The organism is Rathayibacter sp. AY1F3 (assembly GCF_002931975.1).
In the GTDB taxonomy this organism is placed as follows: domain Bacteria; phylum Actinomycetota; class Actinomycetes; order Actinomycetales; family Microbacteriaceae; genus Rathayibacter.
Genome location: NZ_PSVF01000040.1, coordinates 1 through 23,361, shown reverse-complemented (window position 1 = coordinate 23,361; position 23,361 = coordinate 1). Strand labels below are relative to the sequence as shown.

The window sequence follows — 23,361 nt, the reverse complement described above, 5'->3', positions numbered from 1 at the left end:
CCTCGCTGCTCTCGGCGGCGCTGCTCTCGGACGTGCCCTCGGAGCCGACGTCGGCTCCGAGGGCACGTCCGAGAGCAGCGCCGCCGAGAGCAGCGAGGGCTTCCCCGTCACCGTCGACCACGCCTTCGGCAGCACCACCGTCGAGTCGGCCGACCGCGTCGTCGCGACGAGCTGGACCAACCAGGACGTGGCGCTCGCGCTGGGTGTGACCCCGGTCGGCTTCACCCGCGCCTCCTACGGCGACGAGGACGGCGACGGCCTGCTGGTGTGGACGAAGGAGGCGCTCGACGCCTCCGGCGCCGAGACCCCGACCCTGTTCGACGAGACCGACGGCGTGCCCTTCGAGGCGATCTCGGACCTCAGCCCGACCGTGATCCTCTCGGCCTACTCCGGCATCACCCGGCAGGACTACGACACCCTCAGCCAGATCGCCCCCACCGTCGCCTACCCGGGCCTGCCCTGGGGCACGACCTGGCAGGACTCCGCGAAGCTCGACGGCGCCGCGCTGGGCCTCGAGGACGAGGCCGTCGCGAAGGTCGGCGAGATCGAGAGCGACATCACGCAGACCACCGCGTCCTACCCGCAGCTCGCGGGCACCACGTTCATGTACGGCTGGTACGACCCGACCGACGCGAGCACCTTCACCTACTACACGCCGAACGACGCGCGCGTGAAGTTCGTCGAGGACCTCGGTCTCGACGTCGCCCCGAGCGTCGCCGAGCTCTCCGGCGACTCGGAGGCGTTCAGCGGCACCATCAGCTCGGAGAACGCCGACCAGCTCGACGCCGACGTGCTCGTCGTCTACGGCGACGACACGACCCTCGCCGCACTGCAGGCCGACCCGCTGCTCTCCAAGATCCCTGCCGTCGAGCGCGGCTCCGTCTACGTGCTGGAGGACGGCTCGTCCGCCGCCATGGCCACCTCGTCGCCGAACCTGCTCAGCATCCCGTGGGTGCTCGACGAGTACACCGCCGGCCTCGCCGCGGCCGCCGACAAGGTGTCGTGACCCGCACCGCACCCACCCGGAAGACGAGGGCGACCGCGCTGGCGGTCGCCCTCGTCGCGCTGGCCGTCGCCTCGGTCCTCTCGCTCGTGTACGGCTCCCGCGAGATCCCGCTCGGCGAGGTCTGGCCGGCGCTGACCTCGCCCGATCCGGCGTCCATCGTCGACGCGGCGGTGCAGGGGCGGGTGCCGCGGACGGTCCTCGCGATCCTGGTCGGCGCCGCGCTCGGGCTCGCCGGAGCCGTGATGCAGGGCCTGACCCGCAACCCGCTCGCCGATCCGGGCATCCTCGGCCTCAACTCCGGCGCCTCGCTCGCGGTCGTGCTCGGGATCGCCGGGGTCGGCGCGACGAGCCTGCCGCAGTTCATCTGGCTCGCGTTCCTCGGAGCCGCCGCCGCCGGGGCGTTCGTCTACGCGGTCGCGTCGCTCGGCCGCGAGGGCGCCACTCCGCTGAAGCTCGCCCTCGCCGGAGCCGCCACCGCCGCCGCGCTCACCTCCCTCATCAGCGCCGTCCTGCTCACGCAGGAGACCACGCTGAACCGCTTCCGCTTCTGGCAGGTCGGCGGAGTCGGCGGCGCCGAGACCGCGAGCATCCTGCAGGTCCTCCCGTTCCTCGCGGTCGGCGCGGTGCTGGCCCTGTCCAGCGCGCGAGGGCTCGACGCCCTGGCGCTCGGCGACGACCTGGCGACCGGCCTCGGCCGGCGCGTGGGGCGCATCCGCCTGGTCGCGGGGCTCGCGGCCGTGCTGCTCTGCGGCGCCGCGACCGCGATCGCCGGACCGATCGGATTCATCGGCCTGGTCGTCCCGCACCTCGCCCGCCGCGTCACCGGCCCCGCGCACGCCTGGCTGCTGCCCTCCTCCGCTCTGCTCGGCGCCCTGCTGCTGCTCGTCGCCGACGTGGTCGGCCGCGTGGTCGCCCGGCCGAGCGACGTCGAGGTGGGCATCGTGACCGCGCTGATCGGCGCCCCGGTGCTCATCGCGATCGTGCGCCGCTCGAAGGTGCGGGCGCTGTGAGGACCGCGGAGGCGCCCGCCGCGGTCGGCATCGCGGCCGGCCGCACGCTGCGCCGTCGGCGCACGGTCATCGGCTGCGCGGTCCTCGCGGTGCTCGTGCTGGCGCTCGTCGTCGTCTCGCTCACGGTCGGCAGCACGGTCTACTCGGTGCCGGAGGTCGTCCGCGTGATCCTCGGCGAGACCGTGCCGGGCGCCTCCTTCACCGTGGGCACGCTGCGGCTGCCGCGCACCATCACGGCCGTCCTGGTGGGCGTGGGCTTCGGGATGGGCGGCGTGATCTTCCAGACGATGCTGCGCAACGCCCTCGCCAGCCCCGACATCATCGGCATCACGTCGGGGGCGAGCGCGGCGGCCGTCGTCGCGATCGCGTTCTTCGGGCTCTCGGGCGGCGCGGTCTCGGTGATCGCGGTCGCGGCCGGGCTCGCGACGGCCCTGATCATCGCCGGGCTGGCCGAGGGCGGCGGAGTGATCGGGGCGCGGCTGATCCTCATCGGCATCGGCGTCGCGGCGATGTTCCAGAGCGTGATCGCCTACGTGCAGACCCGCGCCGACTTCGAGGACGTCCAGGAGTCGCTGCGCTGGCTGACCGGCAGCCTCAACTCGGCCGCCTGGCCCTCCGTCCCGCCGCTCGCGCTGACGATGCTCGTGCTGGTGCCGCTGGCGCTGCTGCTCTCGGGCCGGCTCGGCGTGCTGCAGCTCGGCGACGAGTCGGCGACCGCGCTCGGACTCGACGTGCGGCGCAGCCGGCTGGCACTGCTCGCGGTCGGAGTCGGCCTCGTGGCCGTCGCGACCGCCGCCACCGGCCCGATCGCGTTCGTCGCCTTCGTCTCGGGGCCGATCGCGCGGCGGATCCTGCCGAGCGCGCGCACGCTGCTGATCCCCTCCGCCCTGGTCGGCGCGGTCGTGGTGCTCGCCGCCGACCTGCTCGCCCAGTACGTCGTCGGCGCGCTGTTCTCGGGCGCGCGCTTCCCGGTCGGCGTCGTCACCGGCGCCCTCGGCGCGCCCTTCCTGCTCTGGCTCCTCGCCCGCCGCAACCGCTCCGGAGGCTCCCTGTGACCGACGCCCCGCCCACCCTCTCCGCCGACGCGGTCACCCTCGCCTACGACGAGCGCGTCGTGGTCGACGGGCTCTCGCTCGCCGTGCCGCCCGGCCGGATCACGGTGATCGTCGGCGCGAACGCCTGCGGCAAGTCGACGCTCCTGCGCGCGATGGCGCGGCTGATCACCCCGCGCTCGGGGAGCGTCCTGCTCGACGGGCGCGCGATCCACCGGCTCCCGACGCGCCAGGTCGCGCAGCAGGTGGGGCTGCTGCCGCAGACCCCGATCGCGCCGGAGGGGATCGCCGTCTCGGACCTGGTCGCCCGGGGCCGCTACCCGCACCGGGGCCTCTTCGGCCGCGGCTCCGGATCGGACGACGACGCGATCGTCGAGGAGGCGCTGCGCGACACCGGCACGCTCGAGCTCGCCGACCGCCCCGTGGACGAGCTCTCGGGCGGGCAGCGCCAGCGGGTGTGGATCGCGATGGCCCTCGCCCAGCGGACCGACGTGCTCCTCCTGGACGAGCCGACGACCTACCTCGACGTGTCGCACCAGGTCGAGGTGCTCGACCTGCTCACCGACCTCAACCGCTCGCGCGGGACGACCATCGTGATCGTGCTGCACGACCTCAACCTCGCCGCCCGCTACGCCGACCACCTCGTCGCCGTGCGCGACGGAGCCCTGTACGCCTCGGGCACGCCCGCCGAGGTGGTGACGCCGGAGACGGTGCGCGCGGTGTTCGGGATGGAGTCGCGCGTGATCGAGGACCCGGTCTCGCGGACGCCGCTGGTGCTGCCGATCGGGCGCCACCACTCGGGCTGAGCCCGGCCAGTCAGGGCCGAGCGGTCAGGGCTGAGCGGTCAGGCCGGGGCCGCGGCCAGGGAGGCGCCGTCGACGAGCGTGCAGCGGAGGAGCTGCTGCTCCCGTCGCGCGGGGTCGCCCTCGATGAGGATCTGCACGGCGCGGCGGCCCATGTCGCGCCGGGGCAGCTCGAAGCCGGCCTGCCAGCCGGTGCGGTCGGCCGATCCGGAGAGCGACACCAGCGACAGGTCGCCCGGCACCGCCACCCCCTCGGCCTCGGCGGCCTCCTGCAGGAGGACGAACTGCTCCTCCTGCTCGGCGAGGACGACCGTGACGCCCTCGGCGGCGATCCGGCGGATCCACTCCCGCGGCGACGCCTCCGGCCCCGGCACGAGGTGGAGGAAGCCGTCGCCGAGCTCGGCCCGCGCGCCGGCCATGCGGTCGGTGTACGACTCGACGCCCTCGCCGTGGCCGGCGTAGGCGAAGCGGGTGTGGCCGAGGGCGCGCGCGCAGGAGATCAGCTCGCGGACGATCGACGCGTAGTCGGCGGCCACGTAGGGCACGGGCCCGCCGGCGTCGTCGCGGCGGCCGATGCTGACGAAGGAGAAGCCGCTCGCGTTGAGGAACTCGAGCTCCTCGCGGGGCATGCGCTGCCCGAGGAGGATGCAGGAGTCGGCCAGGCGCAGCCGGGTGGTGCCGCCGCTGAGGCCGCCGCGACGGCCGCCGACGCGACCGCTGGTCAGCAGGAGGAGGTCGATGTCGCGGTTCTGCGCCTCCTCCTCGATGCCGGCGAGGAACGGATGGAAGAAGTCCTCGCGGTCGAGCGGGAACAGGCTCTCGTAGGTGTAGACGCCGATCATGCCGGTGCCGACCTGCTTGAGGCGGCGCGCGATGGGGTCGGCGACGTACCCCGTCTCCTGGATCGCCTTGAGGATCCGCGCCCGCGTCGCCTCCGGGACCCGGGCGAGCTGCTCGCCCTTGTCGTTGAGCACGAACGACACCGTCGTCTGGCTGACTCCCGCGAGACGCGCGATGTCCTTCTGCGTGATCCGCGGCACCCGGACACCCCCGCTTCATCCTGGTAATAGGTATTACGTCTTGACCTCAGGCTACCGATGACGAAGGATCGCCGTACGCCCATCCGGGGCGAGAGAGGGCGGAACGTCGACGATGATGAATCCCGCAGACCCAGACAACCAGACCACGGCCTCCCCGAGGCCCGATCGGCAGCACAAGCCCGATCAGCAGCCCGAGCACGATCCGCAGCGCAGGCCCGACAACTCGCGCCGCCTCTTCCTCGCCGGGGGCGCCGCCGCCCTCGCCGGCGCGGCAGGGGCCGTCGGCGCCGCCACTCCGGCCGCCGCCGCGCCCCCGGCCGACGCTCCCGGGCAGAAGAAGCGCCTGAGCGTCACCGAGGGGCCGATCTCGCCGCTCGACAAGGAGTTCCGCTGGGACGACCGCGCCGGCGCAGACAACACCCGCGCGGTGCAGGCGGCCATCGACAAGGCGATGACCGCTCCGGGCGGCGAGGTGTCGCTCCCCGCCGGCGAGATCCGGGTGACGGGCCTCGCGGTCGACTACCGCGGCTACCCGGTGCAGCCCGAGAACGGGCCGCCCTACGGCTACGCCGGGCCGAAGATCGTCGGCGCCGGCATGCGCCAGACGAGGATCGTCCAGATCGAGGGCTCGACCCGCGACATCTTCACCGTCTCCGGCCAGACCGGCGACGCGGCCGGCCCCGCCAACAACAACAAGGCCACCGGCGTCGTCCTCGCCGACTTCGAGATGACGGGCACGCCCTCCGGCGGCCACGGGATGTCGCTGCGCTCGCTGGTCAACTGCGAGTTCCGCAACCTGTGGATCCAGAAGACCGGCAAGTCGGGCATCTTCCGCGAGCGCGCCACCTTCGTCTCGGGCGTCGACGACGAGTACTCGTACGCCAACTCCTGGAACAAGATCAAGATCGTCGCCCCCGCCGGCTGGGGCGTGGAGGACTCGGGCAAGGCCTCCATCGGCGGCTCGATGACCAACGTCGAGGCGATCAGTCCCGGCCTCGGCGGCTTCCTCCTCGCGCCGACGAACATGACGCTGCTCGACTGCCAGGCCATCGGCGGCACGGTCGGCCTCCGGTCGATCCGCAACGAGAACCGGCGCTCGGTCAACTCCGGCCTGACCCTGATCAACTTCCGCTCGGAGGGCTCCCGCGACGGCTGGGAGGTGCTGATCGAGGCCGGCACGAGCCACATGATCGTGAACCCGAACTTCTTCCCGACCTCGGGCGCGAACTGCCTCGGCGTCGGCCTGACGAACGGCGGAGCGGACTTCGAGGTGCGCAACCTCACCGTCCTCGGCGGCTTCTACGGGCTCAGCCTCGGCCGCTTCCCGCAGCAGAAGGCGATCGTGCTGGGCAGCGACTCCTCGCAGACGCGCCTCGTGAACCCGTTCATCGAGCGCGGCGCCGCGGGAGTGGACGAGGGCTCGCTGATCGTCGACGACGGACGCCTGACCTCGTTCGAGCTCGGCCGCGGCCGGGTGGAGCGCGCGGCCGGCTACACCACGGTCGCCCGCGCCCCCGAGACCATCCCGACCCCTCCGGCCGGACAGGTCAACGAGGGCTGGGAGCGCTCCGGCGACACCTGGCGGAAGGTGGCCGTCTTCCCCGACGGGCACCGCGTCGTCATCGCCTCCTGACCCTGAGCGGCGGCGCCCTCCGCGCCACCGCCCTCCCCCACTGCACACGGAACGAGCACCAGAACGCATGCATGACGACAGCACCCGCATCGAAGCCCGCATCGCCCGCTTCCGCGCCGAGAGCCTCCGGCCGGCGATCCACCGGGCGGTCGAGCCGCTCGGGATCGAGTCGTGGACCGCTCCGGGCGAGCCGGTCCCCTTCGACCAGGCGCGGGCCGCGTCCTACGCGCCCGCCCGCATCGGGGAGCCGTGGGGCGCCCCCTGGGGCACCGTGTGGTTCCACGTGCGCGGCGAGATCCCCGCCTCCTGGGTCGGCGTCGACGGCTGCGAGCCCGAGCTCGTCGTCGACCTCGGCTACACCGGCGCCCAGTCCGGCTTCGAGGCGGAGGGGCTCGTCTTCACCGCGACCGGCACGGTCGTGAAGGCCGTCGAGCCGTTCAACCAGTCGGTCCCGCTCGACCGGCTGCCCGGCCGCGAGGCGGGCGACCGCACGGTCGAGCTCTACATCGAGGCCGCCGCCAACCCGAACATCACCGGCGACTGGTCCTTCACCCCCACGGCGCTCGGCGGCCGCCCCGCCGACGGCGCCCTGCCGTCCGACCCGCTCTACCGCCTCCGCCGTCTCGAGCTCGGGCTGCTCGACCGGGAGGTCTGGGAGCTGGAGCAGGACATGGCCGTGCTCGTCGGGCTGATCGGGCAGCTGCCCGAGTCCTCCCAGCGCCGCGCCGAGATCGTGCGCGCCCTCGACCGCGCCGTCGACGTCCTCGATCCGGACGACGTGTCCGGCACCGCCGCCGCGGGCCGGGAGGCGCTGCGGACGGTCCTCGAGCGCCCCGCCTCGGCCAGCGCGCACCACCTGCACGCCGTCGGCCACGCCCACATCGACTCCGCCTGGCTCTGGCCCGCCCGCGAGACCGCCCGCAAGGTGGCCCGCACCTTCTCGAACGTCTGCGACCTGATCGAGCGCGAGGAGGGCTTCGTCTTCGCCGCCTCCTCCGCGCAGCAGTACGCGTGGCTGAAGCGCGACCACCCGGAGCTGTTCGAGCGCGTCCGCGGCCACGTGCTCGCGGGCCGCTTCGTGCCGGTCGGCGGGATGTGGGTCGAGTCGGACACGAACATGCCCGGCGGCGAGGCGCTCGTGCGCCAGCTGCTCGAGGGCAAGCGCTTCTTCCTCGACGAGTTCGGGATCGACACGGAGGAGGTCTGGCTCCCGGACTCCTTCGGCTACTCCGCCGCGCTGCCGCAGATCATCGCCGGAGCGGGCGGGCGCTGGTTCCTCACGCAGAAGATCTCGTGGAACGAGACCAACACGATGCCCCACCACACCTTCTGGTGGGAGGGCATCGACGGCACCCGCGTGTTCACGCACTTCCCGCCCGTCGACCTCTACAACTCCGACCTCTCCGGCGAGGACCTCGCCCGAGCCGAGCGCCAGTACGCCGAGAAGGGCAGCGGCACCATGTCGCTCGTGCCCTTCGGCTACGGCGACGGCGGAGGAGGCCCCAACCGCGAGATGATCGCGGCCGCCCGCCGCACGCGCAGCCTCGAGGGCTCGCCGACCGTCGAGCTGTCCACGCCCCGCCGCTTCTTCGAGGAGGCGCAGGCCGAGTACCCGGACGCGCCCACCTGGTCGGGCGAGCTCTACCTCGAGTTCCACCGCGGCACCTACACGTCGCAGGCGCGCACCAAGCAGGGCAACCGCCGCAGCGAGCACCTGCTCCGCGAGATCGAGCTGTGGGCGACCACGGCCCTCGTCCGCGCCGGGGTCCCGTACCCGGCCGACGAGCTGCGTGAGATGTGGCGGACGGTCCTCCTGCAGCAGTTCCACGACATCCTGCCCGGCACCTCCATCGCCTGGGTGCACCGCGAGGCGGAGGAGAACTACGCCCGCATCGCGCAGCGGATCGAGGAGATGATCGCCGAGGCCGTCCGGGCCCTCGCCGGCGAGGGCTCCGCGGAGCTGCTGGTGAACTCCTCCCCCTTCGCCGTCGGTGGCGTGCCGGCGCTCGGCGCGGCCGCGGCCGACCCCGCCGCGGAGCACTCGGCCCCGACGCTCCGCTCCGACGGCGACGCCCATGTCCTCGACAACGGGCTCGTCCGGGTGCGGATCGGCGCCTCCGGACTCCTCGAGTCGGTCGTGGACCTCGCGAGCGGCCGGGAGGTCGTGCCCGCCGGCGCCGCCGCGGGGCTCCTCCAGCTCCACCGCGACACCCCGAACAAGTGGGACGCCTGGGACCTCGACGACAACTACCGCCGCACGGTGGAGGACCTCGTCGGCGTCGACTCGGTCCGCGCCGGCACCGTGAGCGACCCGCTCGGCCGCGAGGTGCCGGCGGTCGTGATCACCCGCTCGTTCGGCGGCTCCACGGTCGTGCAGACCGTCTCGCTGCAGATCGGCCGGGCGGCCGTCGACCTCGACCTCGACATCGACTGGCACGAGCGCCGCAAGCTGCTCAAGCTCGCCTTCCCGCTCGACCTGCTCTCGGACCGGGCGACGTCCGAGATCCAGTTCGGCCACGTGCACCGCCCGACCCACGTGAACACGACGTGGGACGCCGCCCGCTTCGAGACCGTCGCGCACCGCTGGGTGCACGTCGGCGAGCCGGGCTTCGGCGTCGCGGTCGTCAACGACTCCACCTACGGGCACGACATCACCCGCGACCGCGCCGCGGCCGGCACCCCGACGACCACGGTCCGGCTCTCGCTCCTGCGCGCGCCGCTGTTCCCCGACCCGGACGCCGACCAGGGCCGCCACCGCCTCGCCGTCTCGCTCGTGGTCGGCGCCGATCTGCCCGATGCCGTGGAGGCCGGCTACGCGCTGAACACCCCGGTCCGCAGGCTCACCGGTGCCGCGCCCGTCGCTCCCCTGGTGTCGATCGACGACCCCTCGGTGATCGTCGAGGCCGTGAAGGCGGCGGACGACGGGAGCGGCGACGTGATCGTGCGGCTCTACGAGTCGCTCGGCCGCCGCGCCGCAGCGACCCTCCGCGCCGCCTTCGCCGTCCGGGCGGTCACCCGCACCGACCTGATGGAGCGCCCGACCGAGCAGGTCCGCATCGAGAGCTCCGTCGAGGCGGAGTCGGCCGACGTGCGCCTCGAGCTGCGTCCGTTCGAGATCGCGACGGTGCGCCTGGCGCGCTGAGCGCGAGGGGACGAGGGGGCGGGAGCAGGCCGGGTCGGCTTGCTCCTGCCCCTGCGTCATGTGGTCTGCTCGATGCACAAGGTCCCGATCGGAGAGGTCCCCCATGCAGTCGTTCCCCGCCCCGCCCCGCCAGGTGCAGATCGGCGACGCCGCCGCGTTCGCCGGCGTCACTCCGCGGGCGATCCGCCACTACCACCGGCTCGGCCTGCTCCCCGAGCGCGAGCGGGGCGGAGACGGTCGTCGGCGCTACGGCTACGACGACATCATCCGGCTGCTCTGGATCCGCCGCCTGGCCGACGCCGGGGTCGCGCTCGAGGACATCCGGGACGCCTTCGCCGTCGCAGCGCCGGCCGGCGCCGAGGACAGCGCCGACCGCGAGGACGAGGTCGCGGGCGTCCTCGCGCGGCTGGACGACGCGCTCGCCGCGCAGGAGGAGGAGCTGCAGCGGAAGCGGGCCTCGGTCCGGCGCATGCGGACCCTCGGCGGCCGGCTGGGGCTGCTCGACGACATCGTCTCGCGCCGCCTCGAGGGTGCGCCCGAGGGCTCGCTGCGCCAGGCCGACCTCGACACCCTGCTGGTCACCGAGCGGATGTTCGGCCCGCTGGGCGCCGTGTCCCAGGCCGGCCGCTTCGTCGTCCTCGCCGCCGATCCGGCGCTGCGGGCGGAGGCCGACCGCGTCGACGCCGCCGAGGAGGCCCTCGACGACACGGTCGCCGAGGACGACCCCCGGGTGGAGCAGGTGGCGCGGGAGCGGCACGCCTTCGAGGCCCGGCTGATGCGCGTCGTCGAGGAGTCCGGTCAGCTCGAGGAGGACGAGGCGATCTTCGACGCGTGGGACGAGGCGCACCCGCCCGAGGACCCCGCGCCGGCCCCCGATCCCGCACAGGGCTCCCGCGCCCGGAGCGCCGGCGAGATCATCCGGAGCCTGCCCTACGACGTCTCGCCGGCCCGCCTGCGCGCCATGGACCTGGCGATGCGGCTCGGGATGGAGGAGGCGCCGGCGTCCTGAGACGCGGGGTCACGCCCGCGCGGTCACCCGAGGACCTCCCGCAGCACCTCCAGCGCCCGCTCGCGGTCGCCGACCCCGCCGCCCTCGTGCCCGCTGTACGGCCACACGTCGATCGACGTCTCGCCGCCGGAGACGTTGTGGGAGGCGAAGACCGTCGAGGGCGGGCAGATCGGGTCCATCAGGCCGACCGAGCGGTGCACCCGGCAGCGCAGGCGCCGCGAGAAGTGGACGCCGTCGACGTAGGAGAGGGTCCGTTCGACGGCGTCGAGGTCCTCGGGGCGGGTCGCCAGGTAGCGGACGATCTCCACGTAGGGCGCCTCGTTCGTGACGGTCGTGGCGCGGAGGACGTCGGAGAGGAAGGGCACCAGGGCGATCGCGGCGCGCACCCGGGGGCGCAGCGCCGCCGCGGCGGTCGCGAGCGCTCCGCCCTGGCTGCCGCCGAAGACCGACACGCGGTCCGGGTCCAGCCCGGGGAGCGACTCCACCGCGTCGACGGCGAGCGCCGCGTCCGCGATCAGGCGCCGGTAGTAGTACGTCTCGGGCGACTCGATGCCGCGGGTCGTGACCCCGGGGTAGGCGGGCCCGCTGCCGTGGGGATCGGGGGTGGCTCCGGAGCGGGCGAGGCGGCCGGCTCCCTGGCCTCGCGCGTCGACGACCAGGTGCGCGTACCCGGCGGCGGCGATCCAGAGGTGCTCGATCGGACGGCCCCGTCCGCTGCCGTACCCGGGGTACTCGATCACCACGGGGAGCGGGGCGCCCGGGTCGACCGCGGGGGTCATCAGCCAGGCGGCGATCGGCTCGCCCGCGAAGCCGGGGAACCGCACGTCCCGCGCCCGCACCAGCGGGAGGCCCGCGTCGACCGGCGCGGCGCTCACGGCGGGGCCGCCCTCCCGCCCGAGCGCGAGGGTGGCCCGCCAGAAGGCGTCGAAGTCGTCGGGCTCCGCGACCTCCGCACGGAACTCGCGGAGGGCGGCGAGGGGGCGATCCGTGAACACCGGGTCAGCCTTTCAGACCGGAGTGCGCGAGCCCTTCCACGAACTGCCGCTGAGCGAGGAGGAACACGGCCAGCACGGGCACGACCGTCATCGTCGCCGCGGCGAGCTGCACGTCCCACATCTCCCCGCCGTAGGCGTCGGTGAAGCGGGTGAGCGCCTGGGGCAGGGTGAAGAGCTCGGGTGAGGTCAGGTAGACCGTCGGCTCGAGGTACATGTTCCAGGACCCGAGGAAGGTCAGGATCGCGACGGCCGACAGCGCGGGCTTGGACAGCGGCAGGAAGATGCGCCGCCAGATCCCGAAGCGGCCGAGGCCGTCCAGGCGCGCGGCCTCCTCGAGCTCGCCGGGCATCGCGATGAAGTACTGCCGCATGATGAACGTGCCCAGCACCGCCGGCGCTCCGACCATCGGCACCAGCAGCAGCGGCACGTGGGTGTCGATGAAGCCGAGCTGCCGGAAGATCTGGAACAGCGGGATGATCGTCACCTCCGTCGGCACCAGCAGGCCGGTCAGGACGACGAGGAACACCGCGTTGCGTCCCGGGAACGGGATCCGGGCGAAGGCGTAGCCGGCCAGGCTCGACACCAGCAGCGTGACCACGGTGACCGTGACCGCGATGTAGAGGCTGTTCCAGTACTGGAGCGCGAACGGCTGGAACCGGAACGCCTCGGCGTAGCCCGCCAGGCTCGGCGAGTCCGGCAGCAGGGTCGGCGGGTTCGAGAAGATCTCGTTCACCGGCTTGAACGACGAGGCGATCATCCAGAACGTCGGCACCGCGAACGGCAGCACGAGCAGGATCAGCGTCACGACGAGCAGGGCGGTCATGAGCGGGCTGCGGCCGCGGCGGCGCTTGACGGGCGGCTCCGGGACGGCTTCGAGGCGTGGCGTGAGCGGGGTCCCCTGCTCGACGACGGCGTCAGTTCTCATAGAAGACCCATTTCCTGCGCAGCTGCCACTGCACGACCGTGAGGATCAGGACGAAGAGGAGCAGCATCAGCGAGAGCGTCGCGCCGTAGCCGATGTCGCTGAACTCGAAGGCCTGTTGGAACACGTAGTAGACGAGCACTGTCGTCGACAGCTCCGGCCCGCCCTCGGTCAGGACGGCGACCTGCGCGAACGCCTGCAGCGAGCCGACGATCGTGAGGATGGCGGTGAGGAGCAGGGTGGGCGAGATGAGCGGGAGCGTGATCCGGAAGAAGATCGCGCGGGGGCTCGCGCCGTCCAGGCGGGCCGCCTCGTAGAGGTCGCCCGGCACTCCCTGCAGCGCGGCGAGGAAGAGCACCATGTTGACGCCGACGCTGCGGATGACCTGCGTGACGATGACGCTCGCCATCGCGGTGGGTCCCTCCTGGAGCCAGTTCGGCCCGTCGAGGCCGACCAGCGAGAGCAGGCCGTTGATCGCGCCGTTGTCCTGGAGGAGGAAGCCCCAGACGAGGGTCCAGGCGACCACCGAGATGACGACGGGCGAGAAGAAGAGCGTGCGGAACAGGGCGCCGCCCGGGATCCTCCGGTTGAGCAGCACGGCCAGGCCCAGCCCGAGGGCGAGGTTCAGGACGACCACTCCCCCGGAGAAGACCGCGGTCGTGCCGAGCACCGCGCCGATGCTCGGGTCGTTGATCGCCCGCTCGTAGTTCTCGCCGCCCACGAAGGTCATGGAGCCGGTGAAGACGTTCCACTCGTTGAGGCTGAACCAGACCGCGAGCCCGACGGGCAGCAGCACGAACACGATCACACCGAGCAGCTGGGGCGCGATGAAGAGCCAGCCGGCGAGCGCGTCGCGGCGCCGGAGGTTCCAGTAGGCGCCGGCGAGAGCGGATCGGCGGCTGTCCGTCGAGGTCGCGGTCACGGGATCACTTCCCCTGGAGGACGGGCGCGATGGCGTCGCAGACGCCTCCGAGCACCTCGGCGACGTCGGCGTCGGCCGACCACATGCGGTCCAGCGCCGTCTTGCCGACCGAGGTGATCTCGGCGGGGCTCGTCACCGGAGGGGTGGCGGACACGTCGGCGAGCTCGTCGACCACGACGCGGTCGAGCTGCTCGGCGCTGAGGCGCGTGTTGACCTTCGCCAGCTCCTCACCGGACAGCAGCGACTCGCGGGGCGGCGGGAAGAACTGCGCGAGCTTGGCGGAGTTCTCCGGGTTGGTCATGAACGAGAGGAAGCCGGTCGCCTCCTCCACGTGGTCGCCGCCTGCGAGCGCAGCCATGCCGGCCTGGCCGATGTTGCCGTACTCGCCGGCGGGGCCGACGGGCAGCGGGTAGATCTCGAACGGGAACGAGCCGTCGAGCAGGCTCGCCCGCGAGACCTGCGCGGTCGTGAACGCGGCGTCGCCGGCGAAGAAGTCCGCCGTCACGCCGGGTCCGGGGGTCGCGCCGCTGACGTAGACCGAGTCGTGGAAGAACTGGAACGCCTCCACCATCTCGGGCGAGTCCATCGTGCACTGGGTCCCGTCGTCGCTCCACGGCTGGGCTCCCCAGCCCGCCCAGAGGTTCGCGAGGCTCAGCCAGCCCGAGAAGTCGAAGTCGCGGATGATGTAGCCGGCCTTGCCGGTCGACTCGTTGACGGCCGCGCCGATGCGGTCGACGTCCTCCCAGCTGAGCGTCGCGGGGTCGACGGTCTGCCCGGCCTGCGCGATGAGGTCCTGGTTCACGTACAGCGCGAACGGCGAGTTGGAGAACGGGTACGCGTAGAGCTCGCCGTCCTGGCTGAACGACTGCGCCACGCTGGGCAGGATGTCGTCGTACTCGTAGCCCTCGGCCCCCTCGAAGGTCTCGGTCAGCGGAGCGAGCGCTCCGGCGTCGATCAGGTCCTTCGCGATGTCGCCGACCCAGGCGAGGTCGGGGGCGTTGCCGCCCGCGGCCTGCGTGGTCAGGGTCGAGTTGTAGTCCGCGAACGGGAGGGACTCGAAGGTCACGGACTCGATCTCGGGGTGGTCGGCGATGTACTCGTCGGCCATCGAGTCGAACAGGGCGAGCTGCTTCTCGTCGGAGGTCCAGACGGACATCCTCAGAGCGACGGGTGCTGAGTCGTCCCCGCCGCCGGCGGCGCCGCAGCCCGAGAGGGCGGCGATCACTCCGACTGCGGCGAGCGAGGCCATCAGCTTCTTCGCTGGTCTCATCGTCTCTCTTTCTCCAATGGTCTTCTCGGTGTTCCCGGTCAGTACCCGACGACGTCGGGCCAGTGGGTCTCTACGCCGCGCGACTCGAGCCTCGCCTGCAGGCGGGCGACGAGGGCGGGGTCGGCGGCGATCTCGTGGGGCGACAGGTCCTCGGCGAGGGCGAGGGCCGCCAGCTCGCCGACGGCCTCGCCGATGTTCCACTCCACGGGGTGGAGGCGGTACGCGCCGTTGGTGATGTGCGTCGTCCCGATGTTCTTGCCCCCGGGCAGCAGGTTCGTCGGGGTGCGCGGCACGAGGGCGCCGAGCGGGATCTCGAACGGCGAGCACTCCACGTCGAGGTAGTTGTCGCCTCCGGCGGTCGGGTGCAGGTCGATCCGGTACATGCCCACGCCGACAGAGTCGTCGAAGCGCGCAGGGCTCCCCGTCCCGCGGGCGGCGACGGAGACGTCCTGCTCGCGCACGGTGGTGAGCGCGCGGATCCGGCGGGACTCGCGGATGTAGGGGGCCTGCGCGAGGCCGTCGGCGGTGCCCATCACGTCGCCGCGGAGCCGGAGCCCGGGCCAGCCGCGGCCGCCGTCGGGCCGGGGCGCCTCGGTCTGGAGCCAGTAGAAGTACGACAGCGAGAGCGCGCGGGCGCCGGCGAGGTGCTTCTCCGGCTCCGGCACGTCGAGGATCGAGCTGTCGAGGTAGTCGAGCATCGGCCAGTTCGCGAGCACGATGTCGCTGTCGAGCGCGCCCGGCCGGAGGGTCTCGGTCGCGAGGATCCGGCGGAACATCCAGAGGTCGGTGTCCCCGCCCTGCGCGCGCTGGTCCGCGGTGCGGGTGTCGCCCACGGCGTTCACGTGCATCGTGCGGGTCTCGGGGCGCAGCGTCCTCGGGTTCGGCGCGGTGAAGGAGAGGAGCTTCCCGCCCCAGAACGGCACCTCGTACTCGTGCCAGTAGTCGTAGTCGGCCGGGCGCTCGATGGTGTGGTCGCCGTCCGCGCTGTCGAAGCCGAAGCACCAGGTGACGGCCTGCACGTTCATCGGGTCGGCGACGGCGGGAGCGCTGGGCTCGCCGTGCTCGTCGCGCGACTCGGACCCCGTGACGTAGTCGACCTCCGCGAGGGGGAGCAGCTCCCCCGTCTCGGTCGCGTCGATCACGTACCGTCCGGAGACGGCGAGCTCCTCGCCCGAGACCGCGTCGCGCAGCAGGACGCGCTCGATCCGGCCCGGGCCGCCGTCGACGGCGAAGGGGACGACGCCGGTGACGACGCGGATCGCTCCGCTCGAGCGGTAGGGGGCGAGCATCTCGTCGAGCACGGCGACGGCGACGCGGGGCTCGGCGCAGAGCCGGCTCACGAGTCCGCGGCCGGGGTTCAGGCGGTCGTCGCGCATCGCCTCGGCGGTGAGGGGGTAGTTGCGGCGGTAGTAGCCGCGGATGCCGTCCCGGAGGCGCCGGTAGTCGGCGGTGACGCCGAACTGCTCGACCCACGTGTGCTCGTCCGGCGGGACGCCCTGCGAGGTGAGCTGGCCGCCCAGCCACGGGTACTGCTCGGTCAGCACGACCGAGAGGCCGTTGCGGGCGAGGGCGATCGCCGCGGCCACTCCTCCGAGTCCGCCGCCGATCACGGCGACATCTGCTTGCATCGGGGTCACGCGTCCGCCTCGTCCTCGTCGACAGTCTGTGTCATCGGCCTACTACCCGCGGGTAATACGTATTGCCGATTGGTTAGACCGTAACGCACGAGTGTCCGGTTGGCAACGGTCTCCGATGTTCCGAGCGATGCCGCGGCGACCCGCGGGCGTCCTCAGCCGGGAGTGGGCCGGATGTCAGGGCTCGGTGGCATGCTCGACCCCGAGCGCGGCCGGCGGGCGGCGGCGCGGAGCGGAGCAGCATGATCGGGTTGGATCTCACCGGGCGCACGGCCCTCGTCACGGGGTCGGGGCAGGGCATCGGGCTGGCCATCGCGACGACGCTCGCGGAGGCGGGCGCCGAGGTGATCGTGAACGCCCGCTCCGAGCGGTCGATCCGCCGGGCGATCGAGGCGGTCGGCGCGGCGGTGCCGGAGGCGCGGGTGCGCGGAGTCGCCGCCGACGTGTCGACGGAGAAGGGCACGGCCTCCCTCCTGCGCGCGGCCGCGGAGGTGGACGTGCTCGTCAACAACCTCGGGATCTTCGGCTCCGCCGATGCGCTCTCCATCGACGACGACGAGTGGCGCCGCTACTTCGAGGTCAACGTGCTCACCGGCGTGCGCCTCACCCGTGCCTACCTCCCGGGGATGATGGAGCGCGAGTGGGGCCGCGTCCTCTACATCGGCAGCGACTCCGCCGTCGTCACGCCCGCCGAGATGATCCACTACGGAGTGTCGAAGACCGCGCTGCTGGGCGTCTCGCGAGGCTTCGCCAAGGCCGCCGCCGGCACCGGGGTGACGGTGAACAGCGTGCTCGCCGGGCCGACCCACACGGGCGGCGTCGAGGACTTCGTCTACGAGCTGGTCGACCGCGAGCTCCCGTGGGAGGAGGCGCAGCGCGAGTTCATGCGCCTGCACCGGCCGCAGTCTCTGCTGAAGCGCCTCATCGAGCCGGAGGAGATCGCCCACATGGTGGCGTACCTCGCCTCCCCGCTCGCCTCGGCCACCACGGGCGCCGCCGTGCGCGTCGACGGCGGCTACATCGACTCGATCGTGCCGTAGCGCGCGCTCCCGGGGCTTCCCGGGGCGCCGGCCGTCAGCGCGGAGGGGCGACCGAGCCGCCGGGGCGCCACGGGCCGCCGATGCGCTCCTGGAGGAGCGGCGCCGCCGGGTCGGCGAGGCGGGCGAGCAGCGCCTCCACTCCGCGGCGGCCGAGCTCGCGGCCGGGCGCGACGAGCAGGTCGAGCGCCGGGTCGGCCAGGTCGGCGACGTCGGGGTCGGAGGCGAGCAGGACGATCGAGAGGTCCTCGGGCACGCGCAGCCCGCGGTGCCGCACCTCGTGCGCGAACCCGACGGCGGCACCCCCGTTGACGATCACCACGGCGGTCGCGGAGGCGGGGTCGAACGAGCGGGCGAGGGTGCGGCCGCCGGCGGGCGACTCCTCGCAGCGCAGCAGCACGCCCTCGACGCCGCGGGCCGCGCAGGCGAGTGCGAACGCCTCCTGGGTGCGCGCGTAGGGGCCGAAGTCGGCCGCGGCGTCGCGGTCCGGGCCGAGCACGAGCGCCACCCGCGCGTGCCCCAGGACGGCGAGCCGGCCGAGCGCCTCCTCGACCATGCCCTCGAAGTCGATGTCGACCCAGTCGAGGGCGGACGGGTCGCGGGTGCGCCCGATGAGGGCGAAGGGCGTGCCGGAGTCCCGCAGGACCGGCACGCGCTCGTCCTCGCTGGTGACCTGCATCAGCACGACGCCGTCGATCAGGCCGTCGGCGCGCAGGTCGGCGAGGCGGTCGGAGCCGCCGACCGTCGGCCACAGGACGATCGAGTGGTCCTGCTCCGCCGCGGCCTCGGCGGCTCCGAGCAGGAACGAGGTGGCGGTGTTGAGCGGCCGGCTCGACACGAGCGGATAGACGACCGCGACGATCCCCGAGCGGCGCCGCGCGAGGGCGCGGGCCAGGGCGTGCGGCCGGAAGCCGAGCTCGTGCATCGCCGCCCGCACCCGCTCGCGGGTCTCGGGCGAGACGGGCTTGGTGTCGTTGACCACGAACGAGACCGTCGCGATCGAGACCCCCGCGAGGCGCGCGACATCCCTCATCGTGGCCACCGCGCCTCCTCCGCTCGCGCCGCCGGGCCGTGGTTGACGCGGGGCGGACGTCTCCCGCATCCTAGGAGACGCGGCCGGTAAAGCGGTTAACCCCGTGTCGGGCCGCCCACTGCCGCACCGTCTCCACCGTCGAAGAAGGAACACCGTGACCACACCCTCCTCCCCCGTCCGCGTCCTCGTCTGGGGCGAGAACCGCCATGAGCAGATCGAGGAGAAGGTCCGCGCGATCTACCCCGACGGCATGCACAGCACGATCGCCGACGGCATCCGCGAGAACCTCGGCGAGCGCGCCACCGTCTCCACCACCACGCTCGACGAGCCCGAGCACGGCCTCACCGAGGACGTCCTCGACGCCACCGACGTGCTCGTCTGGTGGGGCCACATGGCCCACGGCGACGTCTCCGACGAGATCGTCGAGCGCGTCCAGCGCCACGTCCTCTCGGGCATGGGCCTCGTCGTCCTGCACTCCGGCCACTGGTCGAAGATCTTCGGCAAGCTCATGGGCACCACCTGCACGCTGCGCTGGCGCTCGGAGCAGGACCGCGAGCTGGTCTGGACCGTCGACCCCACGCACCCCATCGCCCAGGGGATCCCGCACCCCTTCCTGATCCCGCAGCAGGAGATGTACGGCGAGTTCTTCGACGTGCCGGCGCCCGACGAGCTCGTGTTCCTCTCGACCTTCACGGGCGGCGAGGTCTTCCGCTCCGGCATGACCTGGAAGCGCGGCCACGGGCGCATCTTCTTCTTCTCCCCCGGCGACCAGGACTACCCCGTCTACCACCAGGCCGAGGTGCGCCGCGTGATCGCGAACGGCGTCGAGTGGGTGCGCTCCTCGCGCCCCGAGCGCCGCCTCCCGGTGCTGCAGCGCTACGAGACGGAGGACTTCCACAACGGCCAGGACTACGAGGGAGCGCTCGTCCGATGACGGTCCGCCTCGTCCAGGTCGGCGCCGGCGCGATGGGCCGCGCCTGGATCCGCACCATCCGCGACTCCCCGGACGCCGAGCTCGTCGGCCTGGTCGACCTCGACGTCGACCTCGCCACGGCTGCCGCGGAGGAGGAGGGGGTCGGCCCGGTCGCGGTCGGCACCTCCGTCGCCGAGGTCGCCGCGCGCTCCGGCGCCGACGCCGTGGTCAACGTGACCGTGCCGCGGGCGCACCTGCCCGTCAGCTCGGAGGCGCTGTTCGCCGGGCTGCCCGTGCTCTCCGAGAAGCCGATCGCGCCGACCATCGCCGAGGCGCTGGTGCTCGCGGCGACGGCCGAGGCCTCGGGCCGGCTCCTGATGACCAGCCAGTCGCGCCGCTACTACTCGGCGATCACCGCCTTCCGCGAGCAGATCGCCGGGCTCGGGCAGCTGGGCACCGCCTCCGTGCACTTCGCGAAGGCGCCCCGCTTCGGCGGCTTCCGCGACGAGATGGACCACGTGCTCCTGGTCGACATGGCGATCCACGCCTTCGACGCGGCGCGGTACCTGCTCGACAGCGACCCGGTCGCGGTCTACTGCGAGGAGTACAACCCGGGCTGGAGCTGGTACGCCGACGGAGCCGCGGCGAGCGCCGTGTTCGAGTTCTCCGGCGGAGTGCGCTTCAGCTACACCGGCAGCTGGTGCGCCGACGGCCTCGAGACCTCGTGGAACGGCGACTGGCGCGTGAACGGGGCCGGCGGCACCGCGCACTGGGACGGCGACGGCGCTCCGGAGTGGCAGTCGCGCGAGTCGGAGGCGGTGCGGACCGCCGCGCTCGAGCCCGTGCCCGAGGAGATCGCGGGCTCGCTCGCGGAGTTCGTGCGGGTGCTGGGCTCGGGGGCGGTGCCCTCGGGCGAGGTGCACTCGAACGTGCGGAGCCTCGCGATGGTGGAGGCGGCGGTCCGCTCCTCCGAGACGGGCGCGCGGGTGCGGCTCGACGACGTGCTGGAGGAGGGGTACGCGGAGGCGCTGACGCTCGCGCGCGACGAGCGCGTGCGCGCGGCCCTCGGCTCCTGGGGCTCGGCCGCGGAGGGCCTCGCGCGCTGACCACGCCGCCTGGCGGATCTCGAGGCGTCCGTGCGGCGGACTGCGGCACGCGGCGTCTCGAGACCCCCGCCCGGTCGCGGCTCCGCCACCGCGCGTTCGCCGGGCGGACACCTGCGGGCGGCGGTGCGTTCACCGGGGGCGGCCAGCGTGGGCGGGTTCCTTCGAAGCCGCTCAGGAGACCCGTGTCCTCTCGTCACACCCGCACCCGCACCCGCACCCGCACCGCCGCCCTCGCCCTCACCGTCACCCTCGCCGGCTGCACCCTCGGAGCCGCGGCCCTGCCCGCCTCCGCGGCGGGCGACTCCTTCTTCACCCGCATCGCCACGGTGCCGGCCTACTTCAACGCGGCCGACCCGTCCGCCGACTCCGCCGTCGCCGAGATCTCGAGCGCGTCGCCCGACGGCCGCCTGGTCTACTCGACGGACTCCGCCGGGCAGCGCATCAACGTCCTCGACATCTCGGACCCCGACGCCCCCGAGCCGCGCGGCGGCGTCGGCGTGGGCGGCGAGCCGACCTCGGTCTACGCGACCGGCGAGTACGTGCTCGCGGTGGTCGACACGAGCGACGGCGACTTCGCGAACCCCTCCGGCCACGTCAGCGTGCTGCACGCCGACGACCTCGCGCCCGTCGCGAGCATCGAGCTCGGCGGCCAGCCCGACTCCATCGACGTCACCACCGACGGCTCGACCGCGGTCATCGCGATCGAGAACCAGCGCGACGAGGACCTCGCCCCCGAGGGCGGCGAGGAGGGCGACCTCCCGCAGGCGCCCGCCGGGGAGCTCGTGGTGATGGACCTCGCGGGCGACCCCTCCGCCTGGGTGCCGGAGCACGTCGACCTCACCGGTCTCGCCGGCCTCGACACCCCGTCGGACCCGGAGCCCGAGTACGTCTCGATCAACCCCGCCGACACGGCCGTCGCCGTGACGCTGCAGGAGAACAACGCCGTCGCGATCGTCGACCTGGCCACCCGCTCCGTCACCGCCTCGTACACCGCGGGCACCGCCTCCGTCAGCGGCATCGACACGCTCGACGACGACTCGATCTCGCTGACCGGCTCGATCACCGACGTCCCGCGCGAGCCCGACGCGATCGGCTGGGTCGGCGACGACCACGTCGCGATCGCGAACGAGGGCGACTGGAAGGGCGGCACGCGCGGCTGGTCGATCCTCGACGCCGCGACCGGGGCCGTGCAGTGGGACGCCGGGAACTCGTTCGACCACCTCGCGGTGCGCCTCGGGCTCTACCCGGACAAGCGCTCCGACGCGAAGGGCTCCGAGCCCGAGGGCCTGCTCTCGGCCACCTTCGACGGCGTCCCCTACGTGTTCGTCGGCGCCGAGCGGGCCAACTTCGTGGCCGTCTACGACGTGTCGGAGCCGACCGCGCCGCGCTTCGTGCAGGCGCTGCCGTCGACCCCGGGTCCGGAGGGGCTGCTCGCCCTGCCCGAGCGCGACCTGCTGGTCGTCTCGAGCGAGACCGACGACGCCGAGGCCGCCGTCCGCGCGAGCGTGCAGCTCTACGCGCTCGGCGCCTCCACCCCCACGTTCCCGACCGTGCTGTCGGCCGACGTCGACGGATCGCCGCTGCCCTGGGGTGCGCTCTCGGGCCTCTCGACCGACCCGGCGGCGCCCGACCGCCTGTACGCGGTGAGCGACAGCGCCTACGCGCCGAGCACCCTCCACTCGATCGACACCTCCGTCTCGCCGGCGCTGCTCGACACGACGCTCACGGTGACCGAGGGCGGCGAGCCCGCCGCTCTGGATCTGGAGGGGATCGCCGCCCGCGTCGACGGCGGCTTCTGGGCCGTGACGGAGGGCGGGACAGGCGACGGCAACGCGCTCCTGCGGCTCGACGCGGACGCCGCGGTGACCGAGCGGATCGCCCTGCCCGCGGAGCTCGCCACCGCGCTGGGCAAGCAGGGCTTCGAGGGAGTGACCCTCGAGGACGGCGCCGCCGGTGAGATCGTCTGGACGGCGCTGCAGCGCGAGGCCTCGATCGACGCCGACGGAGTGGTCCGGATCGGGCGCTACGACGTCGCCGCCGACAGCTGGAGCTTCTTCGGCTACCCGCTGGAGGCAGTGTCCGAGGCGGACGGCGACTGGAACGGGCTCTCGGAGATCACGCTGACCCCCGCGGGCACGCTCGCGGTGATCGAGCGCGACAAGCTCAACGGGCCGGACGCCGCGCTGAAGGCCGTGTACACGGTGCCGCTGCCGACGGAGGCCGGCGCGGCGGTCGGCGAGACGCTGCCGATGCTCGAGAAGACGCTCGCGGTCGACGTGCTGCCCGCGCTGCAGGCCGGGAACGGCTGGACCCAGGAGAAGCTCGAGGGCCTCGGGATCACCGGCTCCGGCGAGGTGTTCGCGGTGACCGACAACGACGGCGTGGACGACGCGAACGGCGAGACGGTGCTCGCATCGCTCGGCTCCGCGGCGTCCGTGTTCGGGACGGGGACGGTACCGACTCCGGGGCCGACGGCTGAGCCGACCACGGCGCCGACCGCGCACCCTTCGGCCGAGCCGACCCGCACGCCGGCTCCCGCTCCGGCCGGCGCCGTTCCTCCGCGGACCGGCTCGGGACTCGCGAGCACCGGCGTCGAGACGGGCTGGACCGCCGCGGCGGCTCTCGCCCTGCTCGCCGGTGGAGCGCTCGCGCTCGGAGTGACGCGCCGCCGCCGCGACGCGCGCTGACCGACGCCGACGGCCCGGGGGACAGTGTCCTCCGGGCCGTCGGCGTTCCCCCGCGCGAGCGGGGCGGGTGGTCGGGTGTCAGCTTCCGGTGGGGGCGTCCTCGGTGTCGGGAGAGGTGCTCTCGGAGGGCGCCTGCGGGGCGACGGG

General features: G+C 73.4%; 18 protein-coding genes. 11 read left to right on the top strand and 7 right to left on the bottom strand.

Features of this window, described 5'->3' with window-relative positions; genetic code table 11:
* The 4 genes from C5C39_RS15925 to C5C39_RS15910 form a co-directional block, all read left to right on the top strand.
* Window positions 1–1,006 (top strand): iron-siderophore ABC transporter substrate-binding protein (locus C5C39_RS15925; protein ID WP_104353842.1); only part of this gene is annotated, 1,006 nt, incomplete at its 5' end.
* Entirely contained in the window at window positions 1,003–2,016 is a 1,014-nt protein-coding gene (locus tag C5C39_RS15920; protein WP_104224306.1) for an iron ABC transporter permease, read from the top strand. The genes C5C39_RS15925 and C5C39_RS15920, both read left to right, overlap by 4 nt.
* Window positions 2,013–3,071, top strand: a complete 1,059-nt coding sequence (locus C5C39_RS15915) for an iron chelate uptake ABC transporter family permease subunit (RefSeq protein WP_104261585.1) — start codon at window positions 2,013–2,015, stop codon at window positions 3,069–3,071. The genes C5C39_RS15920 and C5C39_RS15915 overlap by 4 nt, the downstream gene beginning before the upstream one ends.
* Window positions 3,068–3,874: an ABC transporter ATP-binding protein gene (locus C5C39_RS15910; RefSeq protein WP_104297731.1), complete on the top strand. Its 807-nt coding sequence runs from the start codon at window positions 3,068–3,070 to the stop codon at window positions 3,872–3,874. The genes C5C39_RS15915 and C5C39_RS15910 overlap by 4 nt, the downstream gene beginning before the upstream one ends.
* Window positions 3,875–3,912: 38 nt before the next feature.
* Here the strand turns inward: C5C39_RS15910 and C5C39_RS15905 are convergent, their stop codons facing one another.
* Window positions 3,913–4,911: a LacI family DNA-binding transcriptional regulator gene (locus C5C39_RS15905; protein WP_104227154.1), complete on the bottom strand. Its 999-nt coding sequence runs from the start codon at window positions 4,909–4,911 to the stop codon at window positions 3,913–3,915.
* 112 nt (window positions 4,912–5,023) lie between these two features.
* On the opposite strand from C5C39_RS15905, the gene C5C39_RS15900 reads away from it, so the two are divergent.
* The 3 genes from C5C39_RS15900 (at window position 5,024) to C5C39_RS15890 (ending at window position 10,695) form a co-directional block, all read left to right on the top strand.
* Window positions 5,024–6,544 (top strand): hypothetical protein, encoded by a 1,521-nt coding sequence (locus C5C39_RS15900; RefSeq protein WP_104234018.1) that lies wholly within the window; start codon window positions 5,024–5,026, stop codon window positions 6,542–6,544.
* A 67-nt stretch (window positions 6,545–6,611) separates the two neighbouring features.
* Complete coding sequence (locus C5C39_RS15895; RefSeq protein ID WP_104353841.1) at window positions 6,612–9,686, top strand: glycoside hydrolase family 38 C-terminal domain-containing protein; 3,075 nt, start codon at window positions 6,612–6,614, stop codon at window positions 9,684–9,686.
* Between the two features lie 103 nt (window positions 9,687–9,789).
* The gene (locus C5C39_RS15890) at window positions 9,790–10,695 is read left to right on the top strand and encodes a MerR family transcriptional regulator (protein ID WP_219813354.1); all 906 of its coding nucleotides are present in this window, start codon (window positions 9,790–9,792) and stop codon (window positions 10,693–10,695) included.
* Window positions 10,696–10,718: 23 nt separating this feature from the next.
* Here C5C39_RS15890 and C5C39_RS15885 read toward each other — a convergent pair whose 3' ends face one another.
* From C5C39_RS15885 to C5C39_RS15865, 5 genes are read right to left on the bottom strand one after another with little or no spacing between them, the layout of a single operon-like run.
* Window positions 10,719–11,690, bottom strand: coding sequence for an acetylxylan esterase (locus C5C39_RS15885; RefSeq protein ID WP_104353839.1), 972 nt, complete (start codon window positions 11,688–11,690; stop codon window positions 10,719–10,721).
* Between the two features lie 4 nt (window positions 11,691–11,694).
* Window positions 11,695–12,615 (bottom strand): carbohydrate ABC transporter permease, encoded by a 921-nt coding sequence (locus C5C39_RS15880; protein ID WP_244229554.1) that lies wholly within the window; start codon window positions 12,613–12,615, stop codon window positions 11,695–11,697.
* A complete protein-coding gene (locus C5C39_RS15875; RefSeq protein WP_104353838.1) occupies window positions 12,605–13,534 on the bottom strand; it encodes a carbohydrate ABC transporter permease in 930 nt (309 codons plus the stop codon). The genes C5C39_RS15880 and C5C39_RS15875 overlap by 11 nt, the downstream gene beginning before the upstream one ends.
* A gap of 4 nt (window positions 13,535–13,538) precedes the next feature.
* Window positions 13,539–14,804: a sugar ABC transporter substrate-binding protein gene (locus C5C39_RS15870; RefSeq protein ID WP_104353837.1), complete on the bottom strand. Its 1,266-nt coding sequence runs from the start codon at window positions 14,802–14,804 to the stop codon at window positions 13,539–13,541.
* 38 nt (window positions 14,805–14,842) lie between these two features.
* Complete coding sequence (locus C5C39_RS15865) at window positions 14,843–16,432, bottom strand: FAD-dependent oxidoreductase (RefSeq protein WP_104353843.1); 1,590 nt, start codon at window positions 16,430–16,432, stop codon at window positions 14,843–14,845.
* Window positions 16,433–16,683: 251 nt separating this feature from the next.
* Here C5C39_RS15865 and C5C39_RS15860 point away from each other — a divergent pair, with 251 nt between their 5' ends.
* A complete protein-coding gene (locus C5C39_RS15860; RefSeq protein WP_104224325.1) occupies window positions 16,684–17,478 on the top strand; it encodes an SDR family NAD(P)-dependent oxidoreductase in 795 nt (264 codons plus the stop codon).
* Window positions 17,479–17,512: 34 nt separating this feature from the next.
* Here the strand turns inward: C5C39_RS15860 and C5C39_RS15855 are convergent, their stop codons facing one another.
* Window positions 17,513–18,508 (bottom strand): LacI family DNA-binding transcriptional regulator, encoded by a 996-nt coding sequence (locus C5C39_RS15855; RefSeq protein ID WP_258075864.1) that lies wholly within the window; start codon window positions 18,506–18,508, stop codon window positions 17,513–17,515.
* 154 nt (window positions 18,509–18,662) lie between these two features.
* On the opposite strand from C5C39_RS15855, the gene C5C39_RS15850 reads away from it, so the two are divergent.
* The 3 genes from C5C39_RS15850 to C5C39_RS15840 all read left to right on the top strand — a co-directional run bounded on the left by C5C39_RS15850 (window position 18,663) and on the right by C5C39_RS15840 (window position 23,214).
* Window positions 18,663–19,442, top strand: a complete 780-nt coding sequence (locus tag C5C39_RS15850; protein WP_104224317.1) for a ThuA domain-containing protein — start codon at window positions 18,663–18,665, stop codon at window positions 19,440–19,442.
* Window positions 19,439–20,527, top strand: coding sequence for a Gfo/Idh/MocA family protein (locus tag C5C39_RS15845; protein ID WP_104353835.1), 1,089 nt, complete (start codon window positions 19,439–19,441; stop codon window positions 20,525–20,527). Before C5C39_RS15850 ends, C5C39_RS15845 begins: the two co-directional genes overlap by 4 nt.
* Window positions 20,528–20,709: 182 nt before the next feature.
* Window positions 20,710–23,214, top strand: coding sequence for an esterase-like activity of phytase family protein (locus C5C39_RS15840; protein ID WP_104353834.1), 2,505 nt, complete (start codon window positions 20,710–20,712; stop codon window positions 23,212–23,214).
* The last annotated feature ends 147 nt before the right edge of the window (window positions 23,215–23,361 follow it).

Excerpts from the sequence above, each read along its gene's own strand:
- C5C39_RS15900 (WP_104234018.1), top strand. The coding sequence starts at position 5,024 with ATGATGAATCCCGCAGACCCAGACAACCAGACCACGGCCTCCCCGAGG.
- C5C39_RS15895 (WP_104353841.1), top strand. The coding sequence starts at position 6,612 with ATGCATGACGACAGCACCCGCATCGAAGCCCGCATCGCCCGCTTCCGC.
- C5C39_RS15890 (WP_219813354.1), top strand. The coding sequence starts at position 9,790 with ATGCAGTCGTTCCCCGCCCCGCCCCGCCAGGTGCAGATCGGCGACGCC.
- C5C39_RS15880 (WP_244229554.1), bottom strand. The coding sequence starts at position 12,615 with ATGAGAACTGACGCCGTCGTCGAGCAGGGGACCCCGCTCACGCCACGC.
- C5C39_RS15870 (WP_104353837.1), bottom strand. The coding sequence starts at position 14,804 with ATGAGACCAGCGAAGAAGCTGATGGCCTCGCTCGCCGCAGTCGGAGTG.
- C5C39_RS15865 (WP_104353843.1), bottom strand. The coding sequence starts at position 16,432 with ATGCAAGCAGATGTCGCCGTGATCGGCGGCGGACTCGGAGGAGTGGCC.
- C5C39_RS15855 (WP_258075864.1), bottom strand. The coding sequence starts at position 18,508 with ATGAGGGATGTCGCGCGCCTCGCGGGGGTCTCGATCGCGACGGTCTCG.
- C5C39_RS15845 (WP_104353835.1), top strand. The coding sequence starts at position 19,439 with ATGACGGTCCGCCTCGTCCAGGTCGGCGCCGGCGCGATGGGCCGCGCC.